Origin of the sequence: Pseudomonas fulva, assembly GCF_023517795.1 — a bacterium.
Lineage (GTDB): Bacteria > Pseudomonadota > Gammaproteobacteria > Pseudomonadales > Pseudomonadaceae > Aquipseudomonas > Aquipseudomonas fulva_D.
Map to the genome: position 1 here is coordinate 2,747,585 of NZ_CP082928.1, position 17,752 is coordinate 2,765,336.

19 protein-coding genes and 1 other RNA gene are annotated in these 17,752 nt (G+C 64.8%); 12 read left to right on the forward strand and 8 right to left on the reverse strand.

The genetic code is table 11. The annotated features are described in order from the left end of the window. Positions 1-49: 49 nt before the first annotated feature. Entirely contained in the window at positions 50-1,021 is a 972-nt protein-coding gene (locus tag K8U54_RS12405; RefSeq protein ID WP_249906149.1) for a helix-turn-helix transcriptional regulator, read from the reverse strand. A gap of 348 nt (positions 1,022-1,369) precedes the next feature. Between K8U54_RS12405 and K8U54_RS12410 the strand changes: the two genes are divergently transcribed. After that, complete coding sequence (locus tag K8U54_RS12410) at positions 1,370-3,592, forward strand: TonB-dependent siderophore receptor (RefSeq protein ID WP_434059949.1); 2,223 nt, start codon at positions 1,370-1,372, stop codon at positions 3,590-3,592. Positions 3,593-3,667: 75 nt separating this feature from the next. Beyond that, positions 3,668-3,958 (forward strand): DUF2218 domain-containing protein, encoded by a 291-nt coding sequence (locus tag K8U54_RS12415; protein ID WP_249906150.1) that lies wholly within the window; start codon positions 3,668-3,670, stop codon positions 3,956-3,958. A 14-nt stretch (positions 3,959-3,972) separates the two neighbouring features. Here the strand turns inward: K8U54_RS12415 and ppx are convergent, their stop codons facing one another. Beyond that, the gene (gene ppx / locus K8U54_RS12420) at positions 3,973-5,478 is read right to left on the reverse strand and encodes an exopolyphosphatase (RefSeq protein WP_249906151.1); all 1,506 of its coding nucleotides are present in this window, start codon (positions 5,476-5,478) and stop codon (positions 3,973-3,975) included. Positions 5,479-5,733: 255 nt separating this feature from the next. On the opposite strand from ppx, the gene trxA reads away from it, so the two are divergent. The 4 genes from trxA to K8U54_RS12440 all read left to right on the forward strand — a co-directional run bounded on the left by trxA (position 5,734) and on the right by K8U54_RS12440 (position 10,310). Continuing rightward, a complete protein-coding gene (trxA, locus tag K8U54_RS12425; RefSeq protein ID WP_013789608.1) occupies positions 5,734-6,060 on the forward strand; it encodes a thioredoxin TrxA in 327 nt (108 codons plus the stop codon). Between the two features lie 240 nt (positions 6,061-6,300). Next, positions 6,301-7,560 (forward strand): transcription termination factor Rho, encoded by a 1,260-nt coding sequence (rho, locus tag K8U54_RS12430; protein ID WP_013789609.1) that lies wholly within the window; start codon positions 6,301-6,303, stop codon positions 7,558-7,560. Positions 7,561-7,875: 315 nt separating this feature from the next. After that, on the forward strand, positions 7,876-9,342 hold the full coding sequence (gene ubiD / locus K8U54_RS12435) for a 4-hydroxy-3-polyprenylbenzoate decarboxylase (RefSeq protein WP_249906152.1): 1,467 nt from the start codon (positions 7,876-7,878) through the stop codon (positions 9,340-9,342). Further along, the gene (locus tag K8U54_RS12440; RefSeq protein WP_249906153.1) at positions 9,342-10,310 is read left to right on the forward strand and encodes a CDP-6-deoxy-delta-3,4-glucoseen reductase; all 969 of its coding nucleotides are present in this window, start codon (positions 9,342-9,344) and stop codon (positions 10,308-10,310) included. Before ubiD ends, K8U54_RS12440 begins: the two co-directional genes overlap by 1 nt. Positions 10,311-10,364: 54 nt before the next feature. Here the strand turns inward: K8U54_RS12440 and K8U54_RS12445 are convergent, their stop codons facing one another. Continuing rightward, complete coding sequence (locus K8U54_RS12445; protein WP_249906154.1) at positions 10,365-11,345, reverse strand: NADPH:quinone oxidoreductase family protein; 981 nt, start codon at positions 11,343-11,345, stop codon at positions 10,365-10,367. Positions 11,346-11,495: 150 nt separating this feature from the next. Here K8U54_RS12445 and K8U54_RS12450 point away from each other — a divergent pair, with 150 nt between their 5' ends. After that, the gene (locus K8U54_RS12450; RefSeq protein WP_249906155.1) at positions 11,496-11,915 is read left to right on the forward strand and encodes a flagellar basal body-associated protein FliL; all 420 of its coding nucleotides are present in this window, start codon (positions 11,496-11,498) and stop codon (positions 11,913-11,915) included. Here K8U54_RS12450 and K8U54_RS12455 read toward each other — a convergent pair whose 3' ends face one another. After that, positions 11,916-12,365 carry an EVE domain-containing protein gene (locus K8U54_RS12455; protein ID WP_249906156.1) on the reverse strand — a complete coding sequence of 150 codons (450 nt, stop codon included), beginning with the start codon at positions 12,363-12,365 and terminating at the stop codon, positions 11,916-11,918. It lies immediately after the preceding gene. Between the two features lie 68 nt (positions 12,366-12,433). Between K8U54_RS12455 and K8U54_RS25195 the strand changes: the two genes are divergently transcribed. After that, a complete protein-coding gene (locus K8U54_RS25195) occupies positions 12,434-12,565 on the forward strand; it encodes a hypothetical protein (protein WP_283939375.1) in 132 nt (43 codons plus the stop codon). Positions 12,566-12,567: 2 nt separating this feature from the next. Here the strand turns inward: K8U54_RS25195 and K8U54_RS12460 are convergent, their stop codons facing one another. The 4 genes from K8U54_RS12460 to K8U54_RS12475 form a co-directional block, all read right to left on the reverse strand. Further along, positions 12,568-13,164: a 5-formyltetrahydrofolate cyclo-ligase gene (locus K8U54_RS12460; RefSeq protein WP_249906157.1), complete on the reverse strand. Its 597-nt coding sequence runs from the start codon at positions 13,162-13,164 to the stop codon at positions 12,568-12,570. A gap of 103 nt (positions 13,165-13,267) precedes the next feature. Next, positions 13,268-13,447: non-coding RNA, 6S RNA (ssrS, locus tag K8U54_RS12465), on the reverse strand. A gap of 33 nt (positions 13,448-13,480) precedes the next feature. Then, positions 13,481-13,792, reverse strand: coding sequence for a cell division protein ZapA (locus K8U54_RS12470; RefSeq protein ID WP_249906158.1), 312 nt, complete (start codon positions 13,790-13,792; stop codon positions 13,481-13,483). Next, positions 13,789-13,998, reverse strand: coding sequence for a TIGR02449 family protein (locus tag K8U54_RS12475; RefSeq protein ID WP_013789617.1), 210 nt, complete (start codon positions 13,996-13,998; stop codon positions 13,789-13,791). The genes K8U54_RS12470 and K8U54_RS12475 overlap by 4 nt, the downstream gene beginning before the upstream one ends. Before the next feature lie 144 nt (positions 13,999-14,142). Here K8U54_RS12475 and K8U54_RS12480 point away from each other — a divergent pair, with 144 nt between their 5' ends. The 4 genes from K8U54_RS12480 to K8U54_RS12495 are packed head-to-tail and all read left to right on the forward strand — an operon-like array spanning position 14,143 to position 17,740. Further along, a complete protein-coding gene (locus K8U54_RS12480; RefSeq protein ID WP_249906159.1) occupies positions 14,143-14,697 on the forward strand; it encodes a YecA family protein in 555 nt (184 codons plus the stop codon). Positions 14,698-14,731: 34 nt separating this feature from the next. Next, a complete protein-coding gene (gene pepP / locus K8U54_RS12485) occupies positions 14,732-16,066 on the forward strand; it encodes a Xaa-Pro aminopeptidase (RefSeq protein WP_249906160.1) in 1,335 nt (444 codons plus the stop codon). A 4-nt stretch (positions 16,067-16,070) separates the two neighbouring features. After that, positions 16,071-17,261, forward strand: coding sequence for a 2-octaprenyl-6-methoxyphenyl hydroxylase (gene ubiH / locus K8U54_RS12490; protein ID WP_249906161.1), 1,191 nt, complete (start codon positions 16,071-16,073; stop codon positions 17,259-17,261). Further along, on the forward strand, positions 17,258-17,740 hold the full coding sequence (locus tag K8U54_RS12495; protein ID WP_249906162.1) for a DUF4442 domain-containing protein: 483 nt from the start codon (positions 17,258-17,260) through the stop codon (positions 17,738-17,740). The genes ubiH and K8U54_RS12495 overlap by 4 nt, the downstream gene beginning before the upstream one ends. Positions 17,741-17,752 lie beyond the last annotated feature (12 nt).

Here is a 17,752-nt window from a genome sequence, read left to right on the forward strand (position 1 = left end):
GGCCCCGAGCGGCTGGCGCTGTTGCCCGAGGCGCTGGAACGCGGCCGTTCTAGAGCTTGCTGCGCACCTGCCTGGGCGTCAGGCCGAACTGGCGTTTGAACGCCGTGGCGAAGTTGGCCGCACTGCCATAGCCCGCCCGCCAGGCTGCCTCGGTCACGCTGATACCGTCGCGTTCGAGGGCTTCGCGAGCCTGTTTGAGCTTGCGCACGCGCTGGTACTCGAACAGCGTCATGCCCTGGCTGGCCTGGAACTGGCGTTGCAGGCTGTTGATGTTGATGCCGGCCTCGCGGGCGATGGCCTCGGTGTTCCAGTGATCGGCCTGGCCACTGTCGAGCAGTTCCAGCACGCGGCGGATGCGCTGGTGTTCGTGGGGGCGCAGGCCCTGCGGCGGCTGGGTGCCTTGCTGGCTGATCATCGCCAGGGCCTCGCCGGCGATTTCCAGGCTGCGGCTTTCCAGGTAGAGGTTCTCCAGCAGCGGGTTGTAGCCCGGCGGGTTGAGAATCTGCTCGGCCAGGGTGCGCAGCCGCGCCGAGGGTTGCCAGCGCAGCATGGCCAGGTGCTGGCGGCTGAAGCGTTCGATCGCCGCACACTGGTTCTGCCCGTCCAGGCCGCCGGCGTCCAGCCACTGCGGCGACAGGCTGATCACCAGCTTGCGGATATGGCTGCCGCGCCGCGCCTGGCGGGAGAACAGCACCGGTTCGGCCAGCGACACCGCGATGCCTTCACCACGCCCGTGCGCGGCGCCGAAGCGTACCGCGCGGTCGTCGTAGCGCACGTCGCTGTGGCCGTCGAGAAACAGCACGAAGTTCAGGCGCGGCTCGATCTGCAGTTGCGTGCTGAAGGTGCTCAGCTCATGGCAGTCGCTGCAATGCAGCGACAGGCCCGAGCGCAGGTGCAGCCAGCGCAGCTTGCCGCGAAACAGGTTGGCTTGTGAGGATTCACTGTCGATCAGGCGCAGTTGCGGGCCCAGTTCAGGGCCGATCTGGCGGATCAGCTCCTGGGGATGAAGGACGGTGTTCATGATCGAGGCCTCGCGGCTGGTGTGACGGCTGCCGTGGGCGCTCATTCGGCGCGTGCTCGCAGCGGGATGAAGGAAGGCTGGCGCGAGTCCGAGTACCCGCTTGTGGCGGGCCAGGTACCGGCCGCGAACCATGGATGGATTCGTCTGCACCCTGATCGGAAACGCCCGGGAAGCCTAACGTTGGCAGATACCTAAATGCAAATGATTCCTAAGCGTAAATGCCTGGTGGGTTGATCTGGCGCAAACATCATCGTTGTTTGCGCAAACCTTTTGGCCGTTTTGCCGTGGGAAAATCTCCTCATGCAAATACGAATCGATTGCGTATTTATCTGGGGAAGGAAGCAGTTCATGAATACAGGTCACGGGGTTTGGGCACTCAATCGGCTGGCACTGGCGATGCTGCTGGCGGGCGGATCGGTCGCGCTGGCTCAGGAACCGGTCGATCGGGCCGTCGAGCTGGAGGAGACCCGGGTCATGGCCACGGCCCAGGAAGAGCTCAAGCAGGCGCCGGGCGTTTCGCTGATCAGTGCCGAGGACATCCGCAAGGCGCCGCCGGCCAACGACCTGGCCGATATCATCCGCAAGCAGCCCGGCGTCAACCTGACCGGCAACAGCGGCTCCGGTGCGCGTGGCAACAACCGGCAGATCGATATCCGCGGCATGGGGCCGGAGAACACCCTGATCCTGGTCGACGGCAAACCGATCAGTTCGCGCAATGCGGTGCGCTATGGCTGGCGCGGTGACCGTGACACCCGCGGCGACACCAACTGGGTGCCGGCCGAGCAGGTCGAGCGCATCGAGGTGCTGCGCGGCCCGGCCGCGGCGCGCTATGGCAGCGGCGCGGCAGGCGGGGTGATCAACATCATCACCAAAAAGGCCGATCTGGAGCACCATGGCAACCTCAGCCTGTACGCCAACGCGCCGCAGCACAGCGAGGAGGGCGCCACGCGGCGCTTCAACTTCGGCCTCAGCGGGCCGCTGGCGGAGAACCTGTCGTACCGCCTGTATGGCAACCTGAACAAGACCGATGCCGACGACGAGGACATCAACAGCGGCCATACCATCGACCCGACCGCGCGTTCCACGGCGGGCCGCGAAGGCGTGCGCAACAAGGACATCAACAGCCTCTTGTCCTGGCGCCTGAACGACGAGCAGAGCCTCGATCTCGAGGCCGGTTTCAGCCGCCAGGGCAACATCTACGCCGGCGACAGCATGAACAACAGCGCCTCGGCGACGCTCGCCGGCTTCCGTTCGCCCTGGTTGGGCCGGGCAACCAACGTGGTCTACCGCGAGAACTACGCCATCACCCACCACGGTGACTGGGCGTTCGGCACCACCCTGAACTACCTGCAGTACGAGAAGACCCGCAACCGCCGCTTGCAGGAAGGCCTGGCCGGTGGGCCGGAAGGCAACATCAATGGCAGCCTGTTCGGCACCATCGAGCTGCAGAGCACCACCGCCCACAGCGAGGTCAACCTGCCGCTTTCCGGTGCGCTGGAGCAGGTGCTGACGCTCGGCGCGGAGTGGAGCGAGCAACGCATGGATGACCCGTTCTCCAACACCCAGACCACCAGCGAGGCGGGCTCGGTACCGGGCATCAGTGGCAGTTCGCGGCCCACCGATTCGTCGGCGCGCATCGCCTCGGTGTTCATCGAGGACAACATCGAACTGCGGCCGGGCACCACCCTGACGCCAGGCCTGCGTTTCGACCGGCACAGCGTGGTGGGCGGCAACTGGAGCCCGTCGCTCAACCTGTCCCACGAGCTTAGCGACGAACTGGTGGTCAAGGCCGGTATCGCCCGCGCCTACAAGGCACCCAACCTGTTCCAGCTCAACCCCAATTACCTGCTCTACAGCCGTGGGCAGGGCTGTTGGGGCGCCGGCGGCAGCTGCTACCTGCAGGGCAACGACGGCCTGGACGCCGAAACCAGCATCAACAAGGAACTGGGCATCGAGTTCAAGCGTGACGGCTGGGTGGCCGGCATCACCTGGTTCCGCAACGACTACCGCAACAAGATCGAGGCCGGCAGAACGGCGGTCGGCAGCGCCACCGGTGGCAGCAATGCCGGCTACGCCAACGCCGACATCTTCCGCTGGGAGAACGTGCCCCGGGCGGTCGTCGAGGGCCTGGAAGGCACCCTCAAGGTGCCGCTCAGCCCGGCGCTGGACTGGAGCACCAACTTCACCTACATGCTGCAGTCGACCAACAAGCAAACCGGCGAACCGCTGTCGATCATTCCCGAGTTCACCGTCAACTCGACGCTCGACTGGCAGGTCAGCGAGCCCCTGGCCCTGCAGGCGACGGTGACCTGGTACGGCCGGCAGACCCCCGGCAAGTACGACTACCAGGGCAACCTGCTGAGCGGCGAGGCGCGCCGGGAGGTATCACCCTATGCCCTGGCCGGACTGAGCGGCACTTATCGGCTGGGCGACGGCTGGAGCGTCGGGGCGGGTGTCAACAATCTCTTCGACAAGCGCCTGTACCGCGAAGGCAATGCCGTGCAGGCCGGCGCCTACACCTACAACGAGCCGGGGCGCACCTTCTACACCAGCCTGAGCTACGACTTCTGAGCCGCACGGCGCGGGCCATGCGTCGCCCGCGCCGTTACCGCGACACCCATAAGAAATAAACCGTGAGAGCCCTGCATGATCCGTTTCCAAGGCGCCGTGGCCACCGCGTCGGCCACGCTGTACATGACCAAGCTGTGCAAACATTTTCGCCACAAGATCGCTGTCGAGTTCGATGAGCGGCAGGCGAGAGCCGATTTTCCGTTCGGGCTGTGCTGGATGTACGCCGATGCGCAGGGGCTGCGTTTCGCCTGCGAGGCGCCGGATGAAGGCGCTGCGGCGCGCATCCGCGCGGTGCTCGACGATCACCTGCCGCGGTTCGCCCGCCAGGAAGGCCTGATTATCGCGTGGCAGCCCTCGGGCACCTGATCCAGGCGCCGCGGTCAGCTGACGGTCAGGGTCATGTCGATGCGCTTGAGCCACTCGGCTTCGCTTTCGAAATCCGCCTGGGTCAGCGGGTTGGCGGCCAGCCAGCCCTGGGGAAATTCGATGGCCAGGCTGGACGGGCCGACCTTCAGGCGCACCGTGGGCATGTTCTGGCTGCCACGAATGTGGTGGAACAGGATGGCGAAGCGCAGCAGTACGCACAGGCGCACCAGCTTGACCCCCTCGGCACCGAACTCGGTGAGCTTTTCCCGGGGGATGTTGCGGCGGTGGCCACGCACCAGCAGGGCGAGCATCTGCTGATCCTGGCGCGAGAAGCCGGCCAGGTCGGAGTGCTCGATCAGGTAGGCGCCGTGCTTGTGGTACTGGTAGTGGGCGATGTCCAGGCCGACTTCGTGCACCTTGGCAGCCCAGCTGAGCAGTTCGCGGTGCCAGTCGTCGGTCAGCTCCCAATCCTTGGCGACCTTGTCCAGCGCCGACAGCGCCTTGGCTTCCACCCGCGCCGCCTGTTCCTGGTCGACGTGGTAGCGCTCCATGAATGCCGACAGGGTGCGCTCGCGCACGTCCTCATGCTGATGACGGCCGAGCAGGTCGTAGAGCACGCCCTCGCGCAGCGCGCCTTCGGAGTGGCTCATGCGGTTCAGCTCGCAGGCGTCGAAGATGGCTTCGAGGATGGCCAGACCGGCCGGGAAGATCGGTCGGCGGTCGGGTTTCAGACCGTCGAGGTCAAGGCGCTCGACATCGCCGCACTTGAACACCTTGCGCTTGAGCCAGGCCAGGCCTTCGGCGGTGACTTCGCCGTTGTTGCTCAGCCCCGCGGACTGGATCGCCAGGCCGATGGCCTTGATGGTACCCGAGGCGCCCACCGCATCCTGCCAGCCGAGGCGGGTCAGGCCGTGCTCGATGCCCATGATCTCCAGGCGCGCCGCCGTATAGGCCTGGGCATAGCGAGCCGGGGTGATCTTGCCATCCTTGAAATAGCGCTGGGTGTAGCTGACGCAGCCCATCTGCAGGCTTTCGCGCAGCAACGGCTCGAAGCGCTGGCCGATGATGAATTCGGTACTGCCGCCGCCGATATCGGCGACCAGGCGCTTGCCCGGGGTATCGGCGATCGAATGGGACACGCCCAGATAGATGAGGCGCGCTTCCTCGCGCCCCGAGATCACTTCCACCTGATGGCCCAGCAGCGCCTCGGCCCGGCGGATGAATTCGGCGCGGTTGCGCGCCTCGCGCAGGGCGTTGGTGCCGACGATGCGCACCGCGCCCTGGGGCAGGCTGTTGGTCAGTTGGGCGAAGCGGCTCAGGCAGTCGAGGCCGCGTTGCATGGCCTCTTCGCTGAGCTGGCGGTGTTCGTCGATGCCCGCCGCCAGCTGTACCTTGTCACCGAGCCGTTCAAGAATACGGATCTCGCCATGGTCGGCCTTGGCCAGCACCATGTGAAAGCTGTTGGAGCCCAGGTCGATGGCGGCGACCAGGGGAAAGGACTCGGAATGGGTTTGCGGCATGATCAGTCAATCTCGATGCAGAACCCCGCCATCGTGCCACGATAGGCCGCGCACGCCAACGGATACGCACGGTGCAGGCATTGCGCCAGCTGCCTGCGGGCCGTCTCCATTGCGCGTCATCGGCGGCGGCGTCCATTGGCCGTATCGATAGCCTCTATGGCTACGCTCAATGGCGGGCGCCTTCCTGTGTCACGCGAGCCGGGCTATCATGGCCGCCACTTTTATCGTTATTGCGTGCCAACACGGAGACTTCCCATGAGTGAATTCATCACCAATGTAAGCGATGCCAGCTTCGACCAGGACGTCATCCAGGCAGACGGGCCGGTACTGGTCGACTACTGGGCCGAGTGGTGCGGCCCGTGCAAGATGATCGCTCCGGTGCTGGACGAGATCTCCAAGGAGTACCAGGGCAAGCTGAAGGTCTGCAAACTGAACATCGACGAAAACCAGGACACGCCACCCAAGTATGGCGTGCGTGGCATCCCGACCCTGATGCTGTTCAAGAACGGCAGCGTCGAAGCCACCAAGGTCGGCGCCCTGTCCAAGTCGCAGCTGGCCGCCTTCATCGACGCCAACCTGTAAAGCGTCGCCGAAAAGCCCCGTAGACAACGGGGCTTTTTTCTGCCTGAAGGCTAGACGCCTTCGCAAAGCCGATGTTACATTCGGGGCCGTCGCTTTTCCTAAGCGACCCCCTGCACGCCGCTGCCGACGCATTCCTAATCGAACATTCGACAATAAAGCGGGCGCCTGTCGCCTCCTCGCGGTGCGGCCTCTCAAGCTCAATGCTTACCATTCCCTCCTCTATAAATACGTCATTCCTATATGAATCTGACTGAACTCAAGCAAAAGCCGATTACCGAACTGCTGGAAATGGCCGAGCAGATGGGCATCGAGAACATGGCCCGCTCGCGCAAGCAGGACGTGATCTTCTCGCTGTTGAAGAAACACGCCAAAGGCGGTGAAGAAATTTCCGGTGACGGCGTGCTGGAGATCCTCCAGGACGGCTTCGGCTTCTTGCGCAGCGCAGACGCTTCCTATCTCGCCGGCCCCGATGACATCTACGTCTCGCCGAGCCAGATCCGCCGCTTCAACCTGCGTACCGGTGACACCATCGTCGGCAAGATCCGCCCGCCGAAAGAAGGCGAGCGTTACTTCGCCCTGCTCAAGGTCGACAGCATCAACTTCGACCGCCCGGAAAACGCCAAGAACAAGATCCTGTTCGAGAACCTGACGCCGCTGTTCCCGAACCAGCGCCTGACCATGGAAGCCGGCAATGGCTCCACCGAGGACATCACCGGCCGCGTGATCGACCTCTGCGCGCCGATTGGCAAGGGCCAGCGCGGCCTGATCGTCGCCCCGCCGAAAGCGGGCAAGACCATCATGCTGCAGAACATCGCCTCGAACATCACCCGTAACAACCCCGAATGCCACCTGATCGTTCTGCTGATCGACGAGCGTCCGGAAGAAGTGACCGAGATGCAGCGCACCGTGCGCGGCGAAGTGGTCGCTTCCACCTTCGACGAGCCGCCGACCCGCCACGTGCAGGTGGCCGAGATGGTCATCGAGAAGGCCAAGCGCCTGGTCGAGCACAAGAAGGATGTGGTCATCCTGCTCGACTCCATCACCCGTCTGGCCCGTGCCTACAACACCGTGATCCCAAGCTCCGGCAAGGTGCTGACCGGTGGTGTCGACGCCCACGCCCTGGAGAAGCCGAAACGTTTCTTCGGCGCCGCGCGTAACATCGAGGAAGGCGGCTCGCTGACCATCATCGCCACCGCGCTGGTGGAAACCGGCTCGAAGATGGACGAAGTGATCTACGAAGAATTCAAGGGTACCGGCAACATGGAGCTGCCCCTGGATCGCCGTATCGCCGAGAAGCGCGTATTCCCGGCCATCAACATCAACCGCGCCGGTACCCGCCGCGAAGAGCTGCTGACCGCCGAAGACGAACTGCAGCGCATGTGGATCCTGCGCAAGCTGCTGCACCCGATGGACGAAATCGCCGCCATCGAGTTCCTGATCGACAAGCTCAAGGCGACCAAAACTAACGACGAGTTCTTCATGTCCATGAAGCGCAAGTAAGCGGATCTACTGCGCGAATGCCATGCTTCGTTGAAAACCGGCTCAAAAAGCCGCTTGCGGCTAACGCACTTTAGTGCGGCCCCGAAGGGGCGAGCGGAGCGAGTCATGCTAATGTACAAAAGTACACTCCGCTTTTTCGCCGGTTTTCGTGGGGGCGCCTAGTCCTCGCCTGACCTTCGCTCGCTACGATCCAGCATTTACTGGTGGCACAAAAAAGCCGGGGAAACCCGGCTTTTGTCTGTCTGTAATATCGACTGTTCTGCAAGTCCGACTTCGGCGCTAAACTTTGCGCCCCGATTCGAGTGAGGTTCCAGCATGCAGTATCGCGATCTGCGCGACTTTATCCGCGGCCTGGAAGCGCGCGGCGAGCTCAAGCGCATCAAGGCGCCGGTATCGCCGATCCTGGAAATGACCGAAGTGTGCGACCGTACCCTGCGCAAGGGCGGCCCGGCACTGCTGTTCGAGAACCCCACCGGCCACAGCGTTCCGGTGCTCGGCAACCTGTTCGGCACACCCAAGCGCGTGGCGCTGGGCATGGGCGCCGAGGACGTTTCCGAGCTGCGCGAAATCGGCAAGCTGCTGGCCTTTCTCAAGGAGCCCGAGCCGCCGAAGGGCCTCAAGGATGCCTGGAGCAAGCTGCCGATCTTCAAGAAGGTCATCAGCATGGCGCCCAAGGTGCTCAAGGATGCGCCGTGCCACGAAGTGGTCGAGGAGGGCGACGACGTCGACCTGGCCAAGCTGCCGATCCAGCATTGCTGGCCCGGCGACGTGGCGCCGCTGATCACCTGGGGCCTGACCATCACCAAGGGGCCGAACAAGGAACGCCAGAACCTCGGCATCTACCGCCAGCAGGTGATCGGCCGCAACAAGGTGATCATGCGCTGGCTCAGCCACCGCGGCGGCGCGCTGGATTATCGCGAGTGGTGCCAGAAGCATCCGGGCAAACCCTATCCGGTGTGCGTGGCCCTGGGCGCGGACCCGGCGACCATCCTCGGTGCCGTGACGCCGGTGCCCGACACGCTCTCCGAATACGCCTTCGCGGGTCTGTTGCGTGGCCATCGCACCGAACTGGTCAAGGCCATCGGCAGCGATCTGCAGGTGCCTGCCAGTGCCGAGATCGTTCTCGAGGGCGTGATCCATCCGGGCGAGACCGCGCCGGAAGGCCCCTATGGCGACCACACCGGTTACTACAACGAGGTCGACACCTTCCCGGTGTTCACGGTCGAGCGCATCACCCGGCGCCGCGACCCGATCTATCACAGCACCTACACCGGCCGGCCGCCAGATGAGCCGGCGATTCTCGGCGTGGCGCTGAACGAGGTGTTCGTGCCGATCCTGCAGAAGCAGTTCCCGGAGATCACCGACTTCTACCTGCCGCCGGAAGGCTGTTCCTACCGCATGGCGGTGGTGACCATGAAGAAGCAATACCCAGGGCACGCCAAACGCGTGATGCTCGGCGTGTGGTCGTTCCTGCGCCAGTTCATGTACACCAAGTTCGTGATCGTTACCGACGACGACATCGATGCCCGCGACTGGAACGACGTGATCTGGGCCATCACCACGCGCATGGATCCCAAGCGCGACACGGTGATGATCGAGAACACGCCGATCGACTACCTGGATTTCGCCTCACCGATCTCCGGCCTGGGTTCGAAGATGGGCCTGGATGCCACTCACAAGTGGCCGGGAGAAACCAATCGTGAGTGGGGCCGCGCCATCGTCAAGGACGAGGCGGTCACCAGGCGGGTCGATGAAATGTGGAGCGAGTTGGGAATCGATTGATGAAGGTCACCCTGCAACCCTCCGGCGCGGTGCTCGATGTCGACGCCGGTGAAGCCATCCTCGATGCCGCGCGGCGTTTGGGCTACAGCTGCCCGCAAAGCTGTCGCAACGGCAACTGCCATGTCTGCGCTGCGCTGCTGGTGGAGGGCCGCGTGCGCCAGAACGGCGCCGAGCTGGATCATGGCGAGCTGTACACCTGTATCGCCGAGCCGCTGGAAGACTGCGTGCTGCATTGGGACGGCGTACTGCTGCCCGGCGAATTGCCGGTGCGCAGCCTGGGTTGCCAGGTGGTGGATTGCATCGAGGCCGGTGGCGACGTGTGGCGCGTGCTGCTGCGGGCGCCGGCCGGCAAACCGCCGCGCTACCACGCCGGCCAGTACCTGTTGATCGAGCGTCAGGATGGCGAGAAGTCGGCCTTTTCCCTGGCCTCGGCGCCGCAGCAGGGCCGTGATCTGGAGCTGCACATCCTCGGCCGCGAAACGAGTGCCCTGAACCTGCTGCAGCAGTTGCGCGAGCAGGGCACGGCGCGGGTGCAGCTGCCGTTCGGCGATGCCCACCTGGCCGAATTGCCGGACGGGCCCTTGGTGCTGATCGCCGCGGGCACCGGCATGGCGCAGATGCACAGCCTGATCGAGGAATGCCGCTCGCGGGGTTTCCAGCACCCGGTGCATCTGTATTGGGGGGCGCGGCGTCCCGAAGACTTCTACCAACTGCCCCATTGGGACGAGTGGCAGGCACTGCCCAACCTGTCTCTGCATCGGGTGGTCAGCGACCAGTGCGGTTGGCAGGGCCGCTGCGGCCTGTTGCACGAGGCCGTTCGAGAAGACTTCGCCGATCTGCGTGCGCTGCACGTCTATGCCAGCGGTTCGCCGAGCATGGTCTACGCCACCCTGGATGCGCTGGTGGAGTCCGGCATGGACGCTCACCAGATGCGCGCCGACGTGTTCGCCTACGCGCCGCGGGGCTGACCGAAAAAGCCGCCCTCGGGCGGCTTGCTGTTTTCAGGAGCTGGCGCGCGTCCGTCAGCGAACGGTCACCACCAGCTTGCCGACGGCCTTGCGCTGGCCGAGGGCAGCGATCGCCTCGCCACCGCGTTCCAACGGGAAGGTCTGCGATACCAGCGGCTTGAGCTTGCCCTCGGCATGCCAGGCGAACAACTGGCGGAAGTTGTCGGCGTTGTCCGCCGGCTGGCGCCCGGCGAACGAACCCCAGAACACGCCAACCAGGGATGCACCCTTGAGCAGCGGCAGGTTGGCCGGCAGCGCCGGGATGCCGCCGCCTGCGGCGAAGCCCACCACCAGGAAGCGGCCGTTCCAGGCCATGCAGCGAAACGCTTCCTCGAACAGCGGGCCGCCGACCGGGTCGTAGATCACGTCCACGCCATTGCCAGCTGTGAGCCTTTTCACCTCGTCCTTGAGGCTCTGCTCGCTGTAGTTGATCAGCTCGTCGGCGCCGGCGTTGCGCGCTACCTCAAGCTTCTCGGCGCTGCTGGCCGCGGCGATCACCCGGGCGCCCATGGCCTTGCCGATCTCTACCGCTGCCAGGCCGACGCCGCCCGCTGCGCCGAGCACCAGCAAGGTTTCGCCGGGCTGCAGGTTGGCGCGCTGGCGCAGTGCATGCATCGAGGTGCCGTAGGTCATGCCGAATGCGGCGGCGATGTTCAGCTCCATGCTCTCGGGCACCGGCAGCACGTTGTAGGCCGGCGCGGCGACCTGCTCGGCGAAGCCGCCCCAGCCTGTCAGGGCCATCACCCGGTCGCCCGTCTTCAGGTGGGCGACCTTGTCGCCCACGGCGCTGACCAGGCCGGCGACTTCGCCGCCGGGCGAGAACGGGAAGGGCGGTTTGAACTGGTACTTGCCTTCGATGATCAGCGTGTCCGGGAAATTCACCCCGGCGGCCTGCACCTCGATCAGCACCTCGTTGCCTTTCGGGCGGGGGCTGTCGACATCCTCCAGTACCAGCGTTGCGGCCGGGCCGAAGGCTTTGCAGAGCAGTGCTTTCATCGCGGTATACCTCGAACGGAACAGGTCTGCAGTTTAGGTGGGCCGGATGGCCGGTCAACGAGCATGGCCCCGTCTGATAACCCGCCATAAGCATTGGGGTCTGCGCCGCGCGTTGCTATGCTTGCCGGCAACTCAATGGAGATTGCCCCCGTGAAAACCCTCATCACGCTTCTGCTTGCCTGCGCACTGTCGATCCCGGCGTTCGCCAACGAAGAAAAGAAGGAAGGCGAAGGTGAGGGCGCCGTGCCCCAGGTGATCTACCACAGCCTGACGCCCGCCCTGGTCGGCAACTTTGGTGCCGGGCCCAAGCTCAAGTACTACAAGGCCGATGTGGCACTGCGCGTTACCGGTGCCGACGCCGAGGCCAAGGTCACTCATCACGAGCCGCTGATCCGCAATCAGCTGGTGATGCTGTTTTCCCAGCAGACCGAAGAGAACCTGGCCACCCCGGATGCCAAGGAAAAACTGCGCCAGGAAGCCCTCAAGCAGGTGCAGCAGGTGCTGACCGACGAGGAAGGCCAGCCGCTGGTCGAGGACCTGCTGTTCAACAACCTGATCCTGCAGGGCTGATCACTTCAGCAGCAGGATCGCCGTCCACTGCGCTTCGGTAACCGGCATCACCGACAGGCGACTGCCTTTGTGCACCAAGGCCAGCTCTGCCAGCGCCGTTTGCGCCTTCAGTTCGGCTAGGGGAATGACCTGCCTGAACGCCTCCACGAAGCTTACGTCGATGGCCGTCCATGGGTTCTTGTCGGCGCTGGCCTTGGCATCGAAGTAATGGCTCTGTGGGTCCAGCGCGGCGGGATCCGGGTAGGGCTTGCCTTCTATCCGGGCGATGCCGGCCACGCCAGGCTGCGGGCAGCTGGAGTGATAGAACAGGACCTGATCGCCGGCCTGCATGCTGCGGATGAAGTTGCGCGCCTGGTAATTGCGCACGCCATCCCAGCGGGTCTTGCCCAGGCGCTGCAGGTCATGGATGGACAGTTCGTCGGGTTCGGATTTCATCAGCCAAAAGGGCATGAACTTTGCTCTCGGAGTCGGTGCGCTGCAGGGGCTGCGTAACGGGTTTTTCGGTTGGAGGTGGTGGTATGCGGCGCAAGCCTGATTTGTTGTGGATGCTGGTGCTGGTATTCAGCCTTGGCATGGTGACCACGGGCTATACGCAAAGCCAGTGGCAGCAGGGTAAACCGCCTACCGAGGCGGTGCGAGCCCGGCTCTGACCCTAGTACCAGCCGCCATCGGTCACGGTGGCATCCAGGGGTACGTCCCAGCTGGCCATGGCCAGTCTGTCCACCTGCTGGCAGCGGTGGGCCAGCCCGAGCAGTGTCGGTTTGTGCCAATTTTTGCGCAGCGCCCGATAGGCCAGGCTGCGATCGTAGAAGCCGCCGCCCATACCGAGCCGACCGCCATGCTGATCGAAGCCCACCAGGGGCAATAGCATCAGGTCCAGCGTCCATATCTTGCGCTGACGCTTGCCGTTGCGGCGCGGTTCGGGAATCCCGAAACGGTTGGCCGCCAGTTTTTCGTGCGCATCGAGACGCTGGAACACCATGCTGGTGCGCGGCCAGGATTTCAGTACCGGCAGGTACACCTGCTTGCCGCGGGCATGGGCGGCTTTGACCAGCAGGTGCGGGTCGATCTCACCATCATTGGCCAGGTACAGGGCGACGCTGCGCGCGCGGCGAAAGAGCGGGTGCTGGGCCACTTGGCGATACAGCGCTGCGGCCGCCTGGCGTTGCGCGGCCCTGGGCAGTTCGCGGCGGGTCTTGCGTAGCGTGCGGCGCAGCTGGGCGCGGGTCAGGTTGCTGGCTTCGATCATGGGCCGATCCCCTTGTGGTTCCGACTGCGCCGTGCATCCCTGGGCGCCCGCCACCAACAAAAAGCCCGCTGCTGGCCTGGGCCAGCAGCGGGCTGTAAATTTGTGACTCCCCAGCATGCCGCTGTCGGTTTAGCCCTTGAACCCGAAAGTTCAAGGTGGAGGTTGCAGGAAACCTTAAGGCTTTCCGTCAAGCGGACATGCACACCGGCCTCAACTGACAACCCCCGGGGTTGTGCGTATCGGCTCAGGGACATCAACCAACTGGCGCACACTCCAGGGAGCTGCGGCCAGTATAACGCAAAAGGACGACCGTTGGTCAGACGCCACGGCCATCGGTTTCGTCGAGTGCGTTGTCTACCCGGCCGAGCAGGTCGCGCACGTGATCGCGGGTGACGGTGGCCTGCTTGTCGAGGTTCTGCTGCTTGTGCAGCAGATCGTGGGTGATGTTCAGGGCAGCCATCACCGCGACCCGGTCGGCGCCGATGACCTTGCCGCCGCTGCGGATCTCCCGCATCTTGCCGTCCAGGTAGCGGGCGGCGTTCTGCAGGTTGCTACGCTCATCGGCGGGGCAGGCGATGCAATATTCTTTGTCCAGAATCTGAACGGTAACGGTATTCGATTGGGTCATGAGTCCTGCTCCAGGGCTTTGAGGCGCGAAATCATCGATTCGACCTTGTGCCGAGCCATTTCGTTCTTTTCGATCAGATGAGCGCGTTCTTCGCGCCACGCCTGCTCGCTTTCCAGCAAGAGACGGTTTTGTGCCTTGAGTCGCTCGACGCGCTGGATCAGCAATTCCAGCTTCGCCGTCAGGGCGTGTAGGTCGGCGTCTTCCATTGGCTCTCGCTTTGGCAGAGTGTGCGCAGTGTATAGATCCAGCGGCTCGCCAGTGCAAACCGGCCGATGGTCTTGGCGCGCCTGCCGATGCTAGGATAGAAAGCCTCCATTCTAGTGATTGCGCCCCTTGGCGCCTAGTGATCGATGCCGACTTCCAGTTCTCCCTACGCTGCATTCGCTGCCCTGCTCGCCAGTGGTGGTTCCTCCGTTTCGCCTGCCGAGCTGCATGGCCTGTTGCTGGGCCGTAGCTGTGCCGGCGCGGGCTTCGAAACCGGCCCCTGGCTGGTCGACGCCACCGAACTACTTGGCGTCGAGCCACCGGAAAACGTGCGCCAGGCGCTGATCGGCCTGCAGGAAATGGTGCGCGGCGAGCTGACCGGTGACGACGTCACCGTGGTTCTGCTGTTGCCTTCGGACGAGGCGCCGCTGGCCGAGCGTGCCGCGGCGCTGGGCCAGTGGTGCCAGGGCTTTCTCGGCGGCTTCGGGCTGACCGTCGGCGATGCCGCGCTGAGCGCCGAAGCCATGGAAGTGCTGCAGGATTTGTCCGCCATCGCCCAGGTGCAGAACGCGCTGGACGAATCCGAGGACGGCGAGAACGATTACATGGAGGTCATGGAGTACCTGCGCGTCGCGCCGCTGCTGCTGTTCAGCGAGTGCGCCAAGCCGGCTGCTCCGGCGCCCAAGCCTTCGCTGCACTGATCGCGCCCTTCACCGACCGGAATCGAGCCTGCCCATGACCAGCATCTCCAAAGCGGAATACGCCCGCCGTCGCAAGGCGCTGATGGCGCAGATGGAACCCAACAGCATCGCCATCCTGCCGGCGGCGCCGGTGTTCATCCGCAACCGCGACGTCGAGCATATCTACCGTCAGGACAGCGACTTCCAGTACCTGTCCGGCTTTCCCGAGCCCGAGGCGGTGATCGCCCTGATCCCCGGCCGCGAGCATGGCGAGTACGTGCTGTTCTGTCGCGAGCGTGATCCCGAGCGCGAACTGTGGGACGGCCTGCGCGCCGGCCAGGAGGGGGCGATCAGCCAGTACGGCGCGGACGATGCCTTTCCCATCGGCGATATCGACGACATCCTGCCGGGTCTGATCGAAGGCCGTGAGCGCGTCTACTACGCCGTGGGCACCAACCCCGAGTTCGACCGGCACCTGATGGAGTGGGTCAACGTGATCCGCTCCAAGGCGCGCCAGGGTGCGTCGCCGCCCAAGGAGTTCGTCGCCCTCAACCATTTCCTGCACGACCTGCGCCTGTACAAGTCGGCCGGTGAAGTGAAGGTGATGCGCGAAGCGGCGCAGATTTCCGCCCGCGCCCATATCAAGGCCATGCAGGCCAGCCGCGCCGGGCTCTACGAATATCACCTGGAAGCCGAGCTGGATTACGAATTCCGCAAGGGCGGCGCGAAGATGCCGGCCTACGGCTCCATCGTCGCCGCCGGCAGGAACGCCTGCATCCTGCATTACCGCGAGAACGACGCGCTGCTCAAGGATGGCGACCTGGTGCTGATCGACGCCGGCTGCGAGATCGACTGCTACGCCAGCGACATCACCCGCACCTTCCCGGTCAGCGGCACATTCTCGCCCGAGCAGAAGGCCATCTACGAGATCGTGCTGGCGGCCAATATGGAAGCCTTCAAGTTCATCGCCCCGGGCCGCCACTGGAACGAGGCCCACGAGGCCACGGTGCGGGTCATTACCAGGGGGCTGGTGGAATTGGGCCTGCTGCAGGGCGACGTCGACGAGCTGATCGCCGCCGAGGCCTACAAGCCCTTCTACATGCACCGCGCCGGCCACTGGCTGGGCATGGACGTGCACGATGTCGGCGAATACAAGGTCGGCGGCGAATGGCGCGTGCTCGAAGTGGGCATGGCGATGACCGTCGAGCCGGGTATCTACATCGCGGTGGATAACCAGAACGTCGCCAAGAAATGGCGCGGCATCGGTGTGCGCATCGAGGATGACGTGGTGGTGACCAAGAGCGGCTGCGAGATCCTCACCAACGATGTGCCCAAGACCGTCGACGAGATCCAGGCCCTGATGGCCGCCGCCCGCGCTCAGGTAGCCTGAGGCCATGCTGCGCGTGGATGTGGCGATCATCGGTGGCGGCCTGGTCGGCGCCAGCCTGGCGCTGGCCCTGCAGGGCGAGGCGCGCAGGCGCGGTTGGCGCATCGCGCTGATCGAACCCTTCGCCCCCGGCGACGGCTACCAGCCCAGTTACGACGCCCGCTCGACGGCGCTGTCCTACGGCTCGCGGCTGATCTACGAGGGCCTCGGCCTGTGGCCGGCGATTGCCGAACAGGCCACCGCCATCGAGCGCATTCACGTCTCCGACAGCGGGCGTTTCGCGGCAGCCCGGCTCAGCGCCGATCAGGAAAACGTGCCGGCCCTGGGTTACGTGGTGGAAAACGCCTGGCTCGGCCACTGCCTGTGGCAGGCACTGGACGCCGAGGTGATCCAGTGGCGCTGCCCGGCCCAGGTCGAGCGCATGGAGCCCACCGCCGAGGGTTATCGCCTGACCCTGGACGATGAAACCCTGATCGACTGCTCGCTGGCCATCCTCGCCGACGGCGGGCGTTCGTCGCTGCGTGAACAACTGGGCATCGCCGTCAATCAGCGGCCGTATGAGCAGACCGCCCTGATCGCCAATGTCACCCCGGAGCGGACCCATGGCGGCGAGGCATTCGAGCGTTTCACCGAGTCCGGCCCGCTGGCGCTGCTGCCGCTTTCCGACAACCGCTGCGCGCTGGTGTGGACGCACCCGAGCCGCCAGATCGAGCGGCTGCTCAAACTCGACGAGCGTACCTTTTTGGCCGAGTTGCAGCAGGCCTTCGGCTACCGCCTTGGCGCGCTCAAGCAGGTCGGTGCACGGGTGCCGTATCCGCTGGTGCTGATCGAGGCCGCCGAGCAGGTGCGTGCCAACCTGGTGGTGCTCGGCAATGCCGCCCACAGCCTGCACCCGATTGCCGGCCAGGGCTTCAACCTGTCGCTGCGTGACGTGCGGGCGCTCGCCGATAACCTGCTGGCGAGCAGTGCACCGCTCGGCGATCTGGCTACCCTGCAGCGCTACGCCGATACTCAGGCTGGTGATCAGGCGCGCACCGTGGCGTTTTCCGACCAGGTCACCCGGCTGTTCAGCACCGATCAGCCGCTGCTCGCCGCCGGCCGCAACCTGGGCCTGCTGGGGCTCGAGCTGCTGCCGCCGGCCAAGCGCTGGTTCGCCCGCCAGGCCATGGGCATGGGTACCCGCGGTAACCCGCAATGACTGCGCGCCAGCTGGCGCGCAAGGCCCGTGTGCTGCGCTGGATCATGAACCTCTATCCGCCCTACCTGGGCGCCGGGGTATGGATTCGCCGCATCGCCCCGGACTTTCGCCAGGTCGATATACGGATGGCGCTGCGCTGGTACAACCGCAATTACGTGGGTACCCAGTTCGGCGGCAGCCTGTATTCGATGACTGATCCCTTCTACATGTTGATGCTGATGGAGAACCTGGGCCGCGATTACGTGGTCTGGGACAAGGCCGCCAGCATCGATTTCATCGCGCCCGGCCGCGGCCCGGTGTTCGCCTCCTTCGCCATCGATCAGGCCTTCATCGACCAGGTGCGCGAGCGCACCGCTGGCGGCGACAAGTACCTGCCCGAATTGCCGGTCGAGGTGCGCGATGGCAGCGGCGCCCTGGTGGCGCGGGTCAACAAGACGCTTTACGTGCGGCTCAAGCCGCGTGTGCGACAGGCAGCCTGAGGATATGAACGA

Bases quoted from the DNA above. Each gene is read 5' to 3' on its own strand.
- ppx (WP_249906151.1), bottom strand. From the start codon at position 5,478: ATGCCGCAAACCCATTCCGAGTCCTTTCCCCTGGTCGCCGCCATCGAC.
- K8U54_RS12405 (WP_249906149.1), bottom strand. From the start codon at position 1,021: ATGAACACCGTCCTTCATCCCCAGGAGCTGATCCGCCAGATCGGCCCT.
- K8U54_RS12495 (WP_249906162.1), top strand. From the start codon at position 17,258: ATGACTGCGCGCCAGCTGGCGCGCAAGGCCCGTGTGCTGCGCTGGATC.
- ubiH (WP_249906161.1), top strand. From the start codon at position 16,071: ATGCTGCGCGTGGATGTGGCGATCATCGGTGGCGGCCTGGTCGGCGCC.
- pepP (WP_249906160.1), top strand. From the start codon at position 14,732: ATGACCAGCATCTCCAAAGCGGAATACGCCCGCCGTCGCAAGGCGCTG.
- K8U54_RS12455 (WP_249906156.1), bottom strand. From the start codon at position 12,365: ATGCCCTTTTGGCTGATGAAATCCGAACCCGACGAACTGTCCATCCAT.
- K8U54_RS12470 (WP_249906158.1), bottom strand. From the start codon at position 13,792: ATGACCCAATCGAATACCGTTACCGTTCAGATTCTGGACAAAGAATAT.
- trxA (WP_013789608.1), top strand. From the start codon at position 5,734: ATGAGTGAATTCATCACCAATGTAAGCGATGCCAGCTTCGACCAGGAC.
- K8U54_RS12480 (WP_249906159.1), top strand. From the start codon at position 14,143: ATGCCGACTTCCAGTTCTCCCTACGCTGCATTCGCTGCCCTGCTCGCC.
- K8U54_RS12460 (WP_249906157.1), bottom strand. From the start codon at position 13,164: ATGATCGAAGCCAGCAACCTGACCCGCGCCCAGCTGCGCCGCACGCTA.
- K8U54_RS12410 (WP_434059949.1), top strand. From the start codon at position 1,370: ATGAATACAGGTCACGGGGTTTGGGCACTCAATCGGCTGGCACTGGCG.
- rho (WP_013789609.1), top strand. From the start codon at position 6,301: ATGAATCTGACTGAACTCAAGCAAAAGCCGATTACCGAACTGCTGGAA.
- K8U54_RS25195 (WP_283939375.1), top strand. From the start codon at position 12,434: ATGCGGCGCAAGCCTGATTTGTTGTGGATGCTGGTGCTGGTATTCAGC.
- K8U54_RS12475 (WP_013789617.1), bottom strand. From the start codon at position 13,998: ATGGAAGACGCCGACCTACACGCCCTGACGGCGAAGCTGGAATTGCTG.
- K8U54_RS12445 (WP_249906154.1), bottom strand. From the start codon at position 11,345: ATGAAAGCACTGCTCTGCAAAGCCTTCGGCCCGGCCGCAACGCTGGTA.
- K8U54_RS12440 (WP_249906153.1), top strand. From the start codon at position 9,342: ATGAAGGTCACCCTGCAACCCTCCGGCGCGGTGCTCGATGTCGACGCC.
- K8U54_RS12415 (WP_249906150.1), top strand. From the start codon at position 3,668: ATGATCCGTTTCCAAGGCGCCGTGGCCACCGCGTCGGCCACGCTGTAC.
- ubiD (WP_249906152.1), top strand. From the start codon at position 7,876: ATGCAGTATCGCGATCTGCGCGACTTTATCCGCGGCCTGGAAGCGCGC.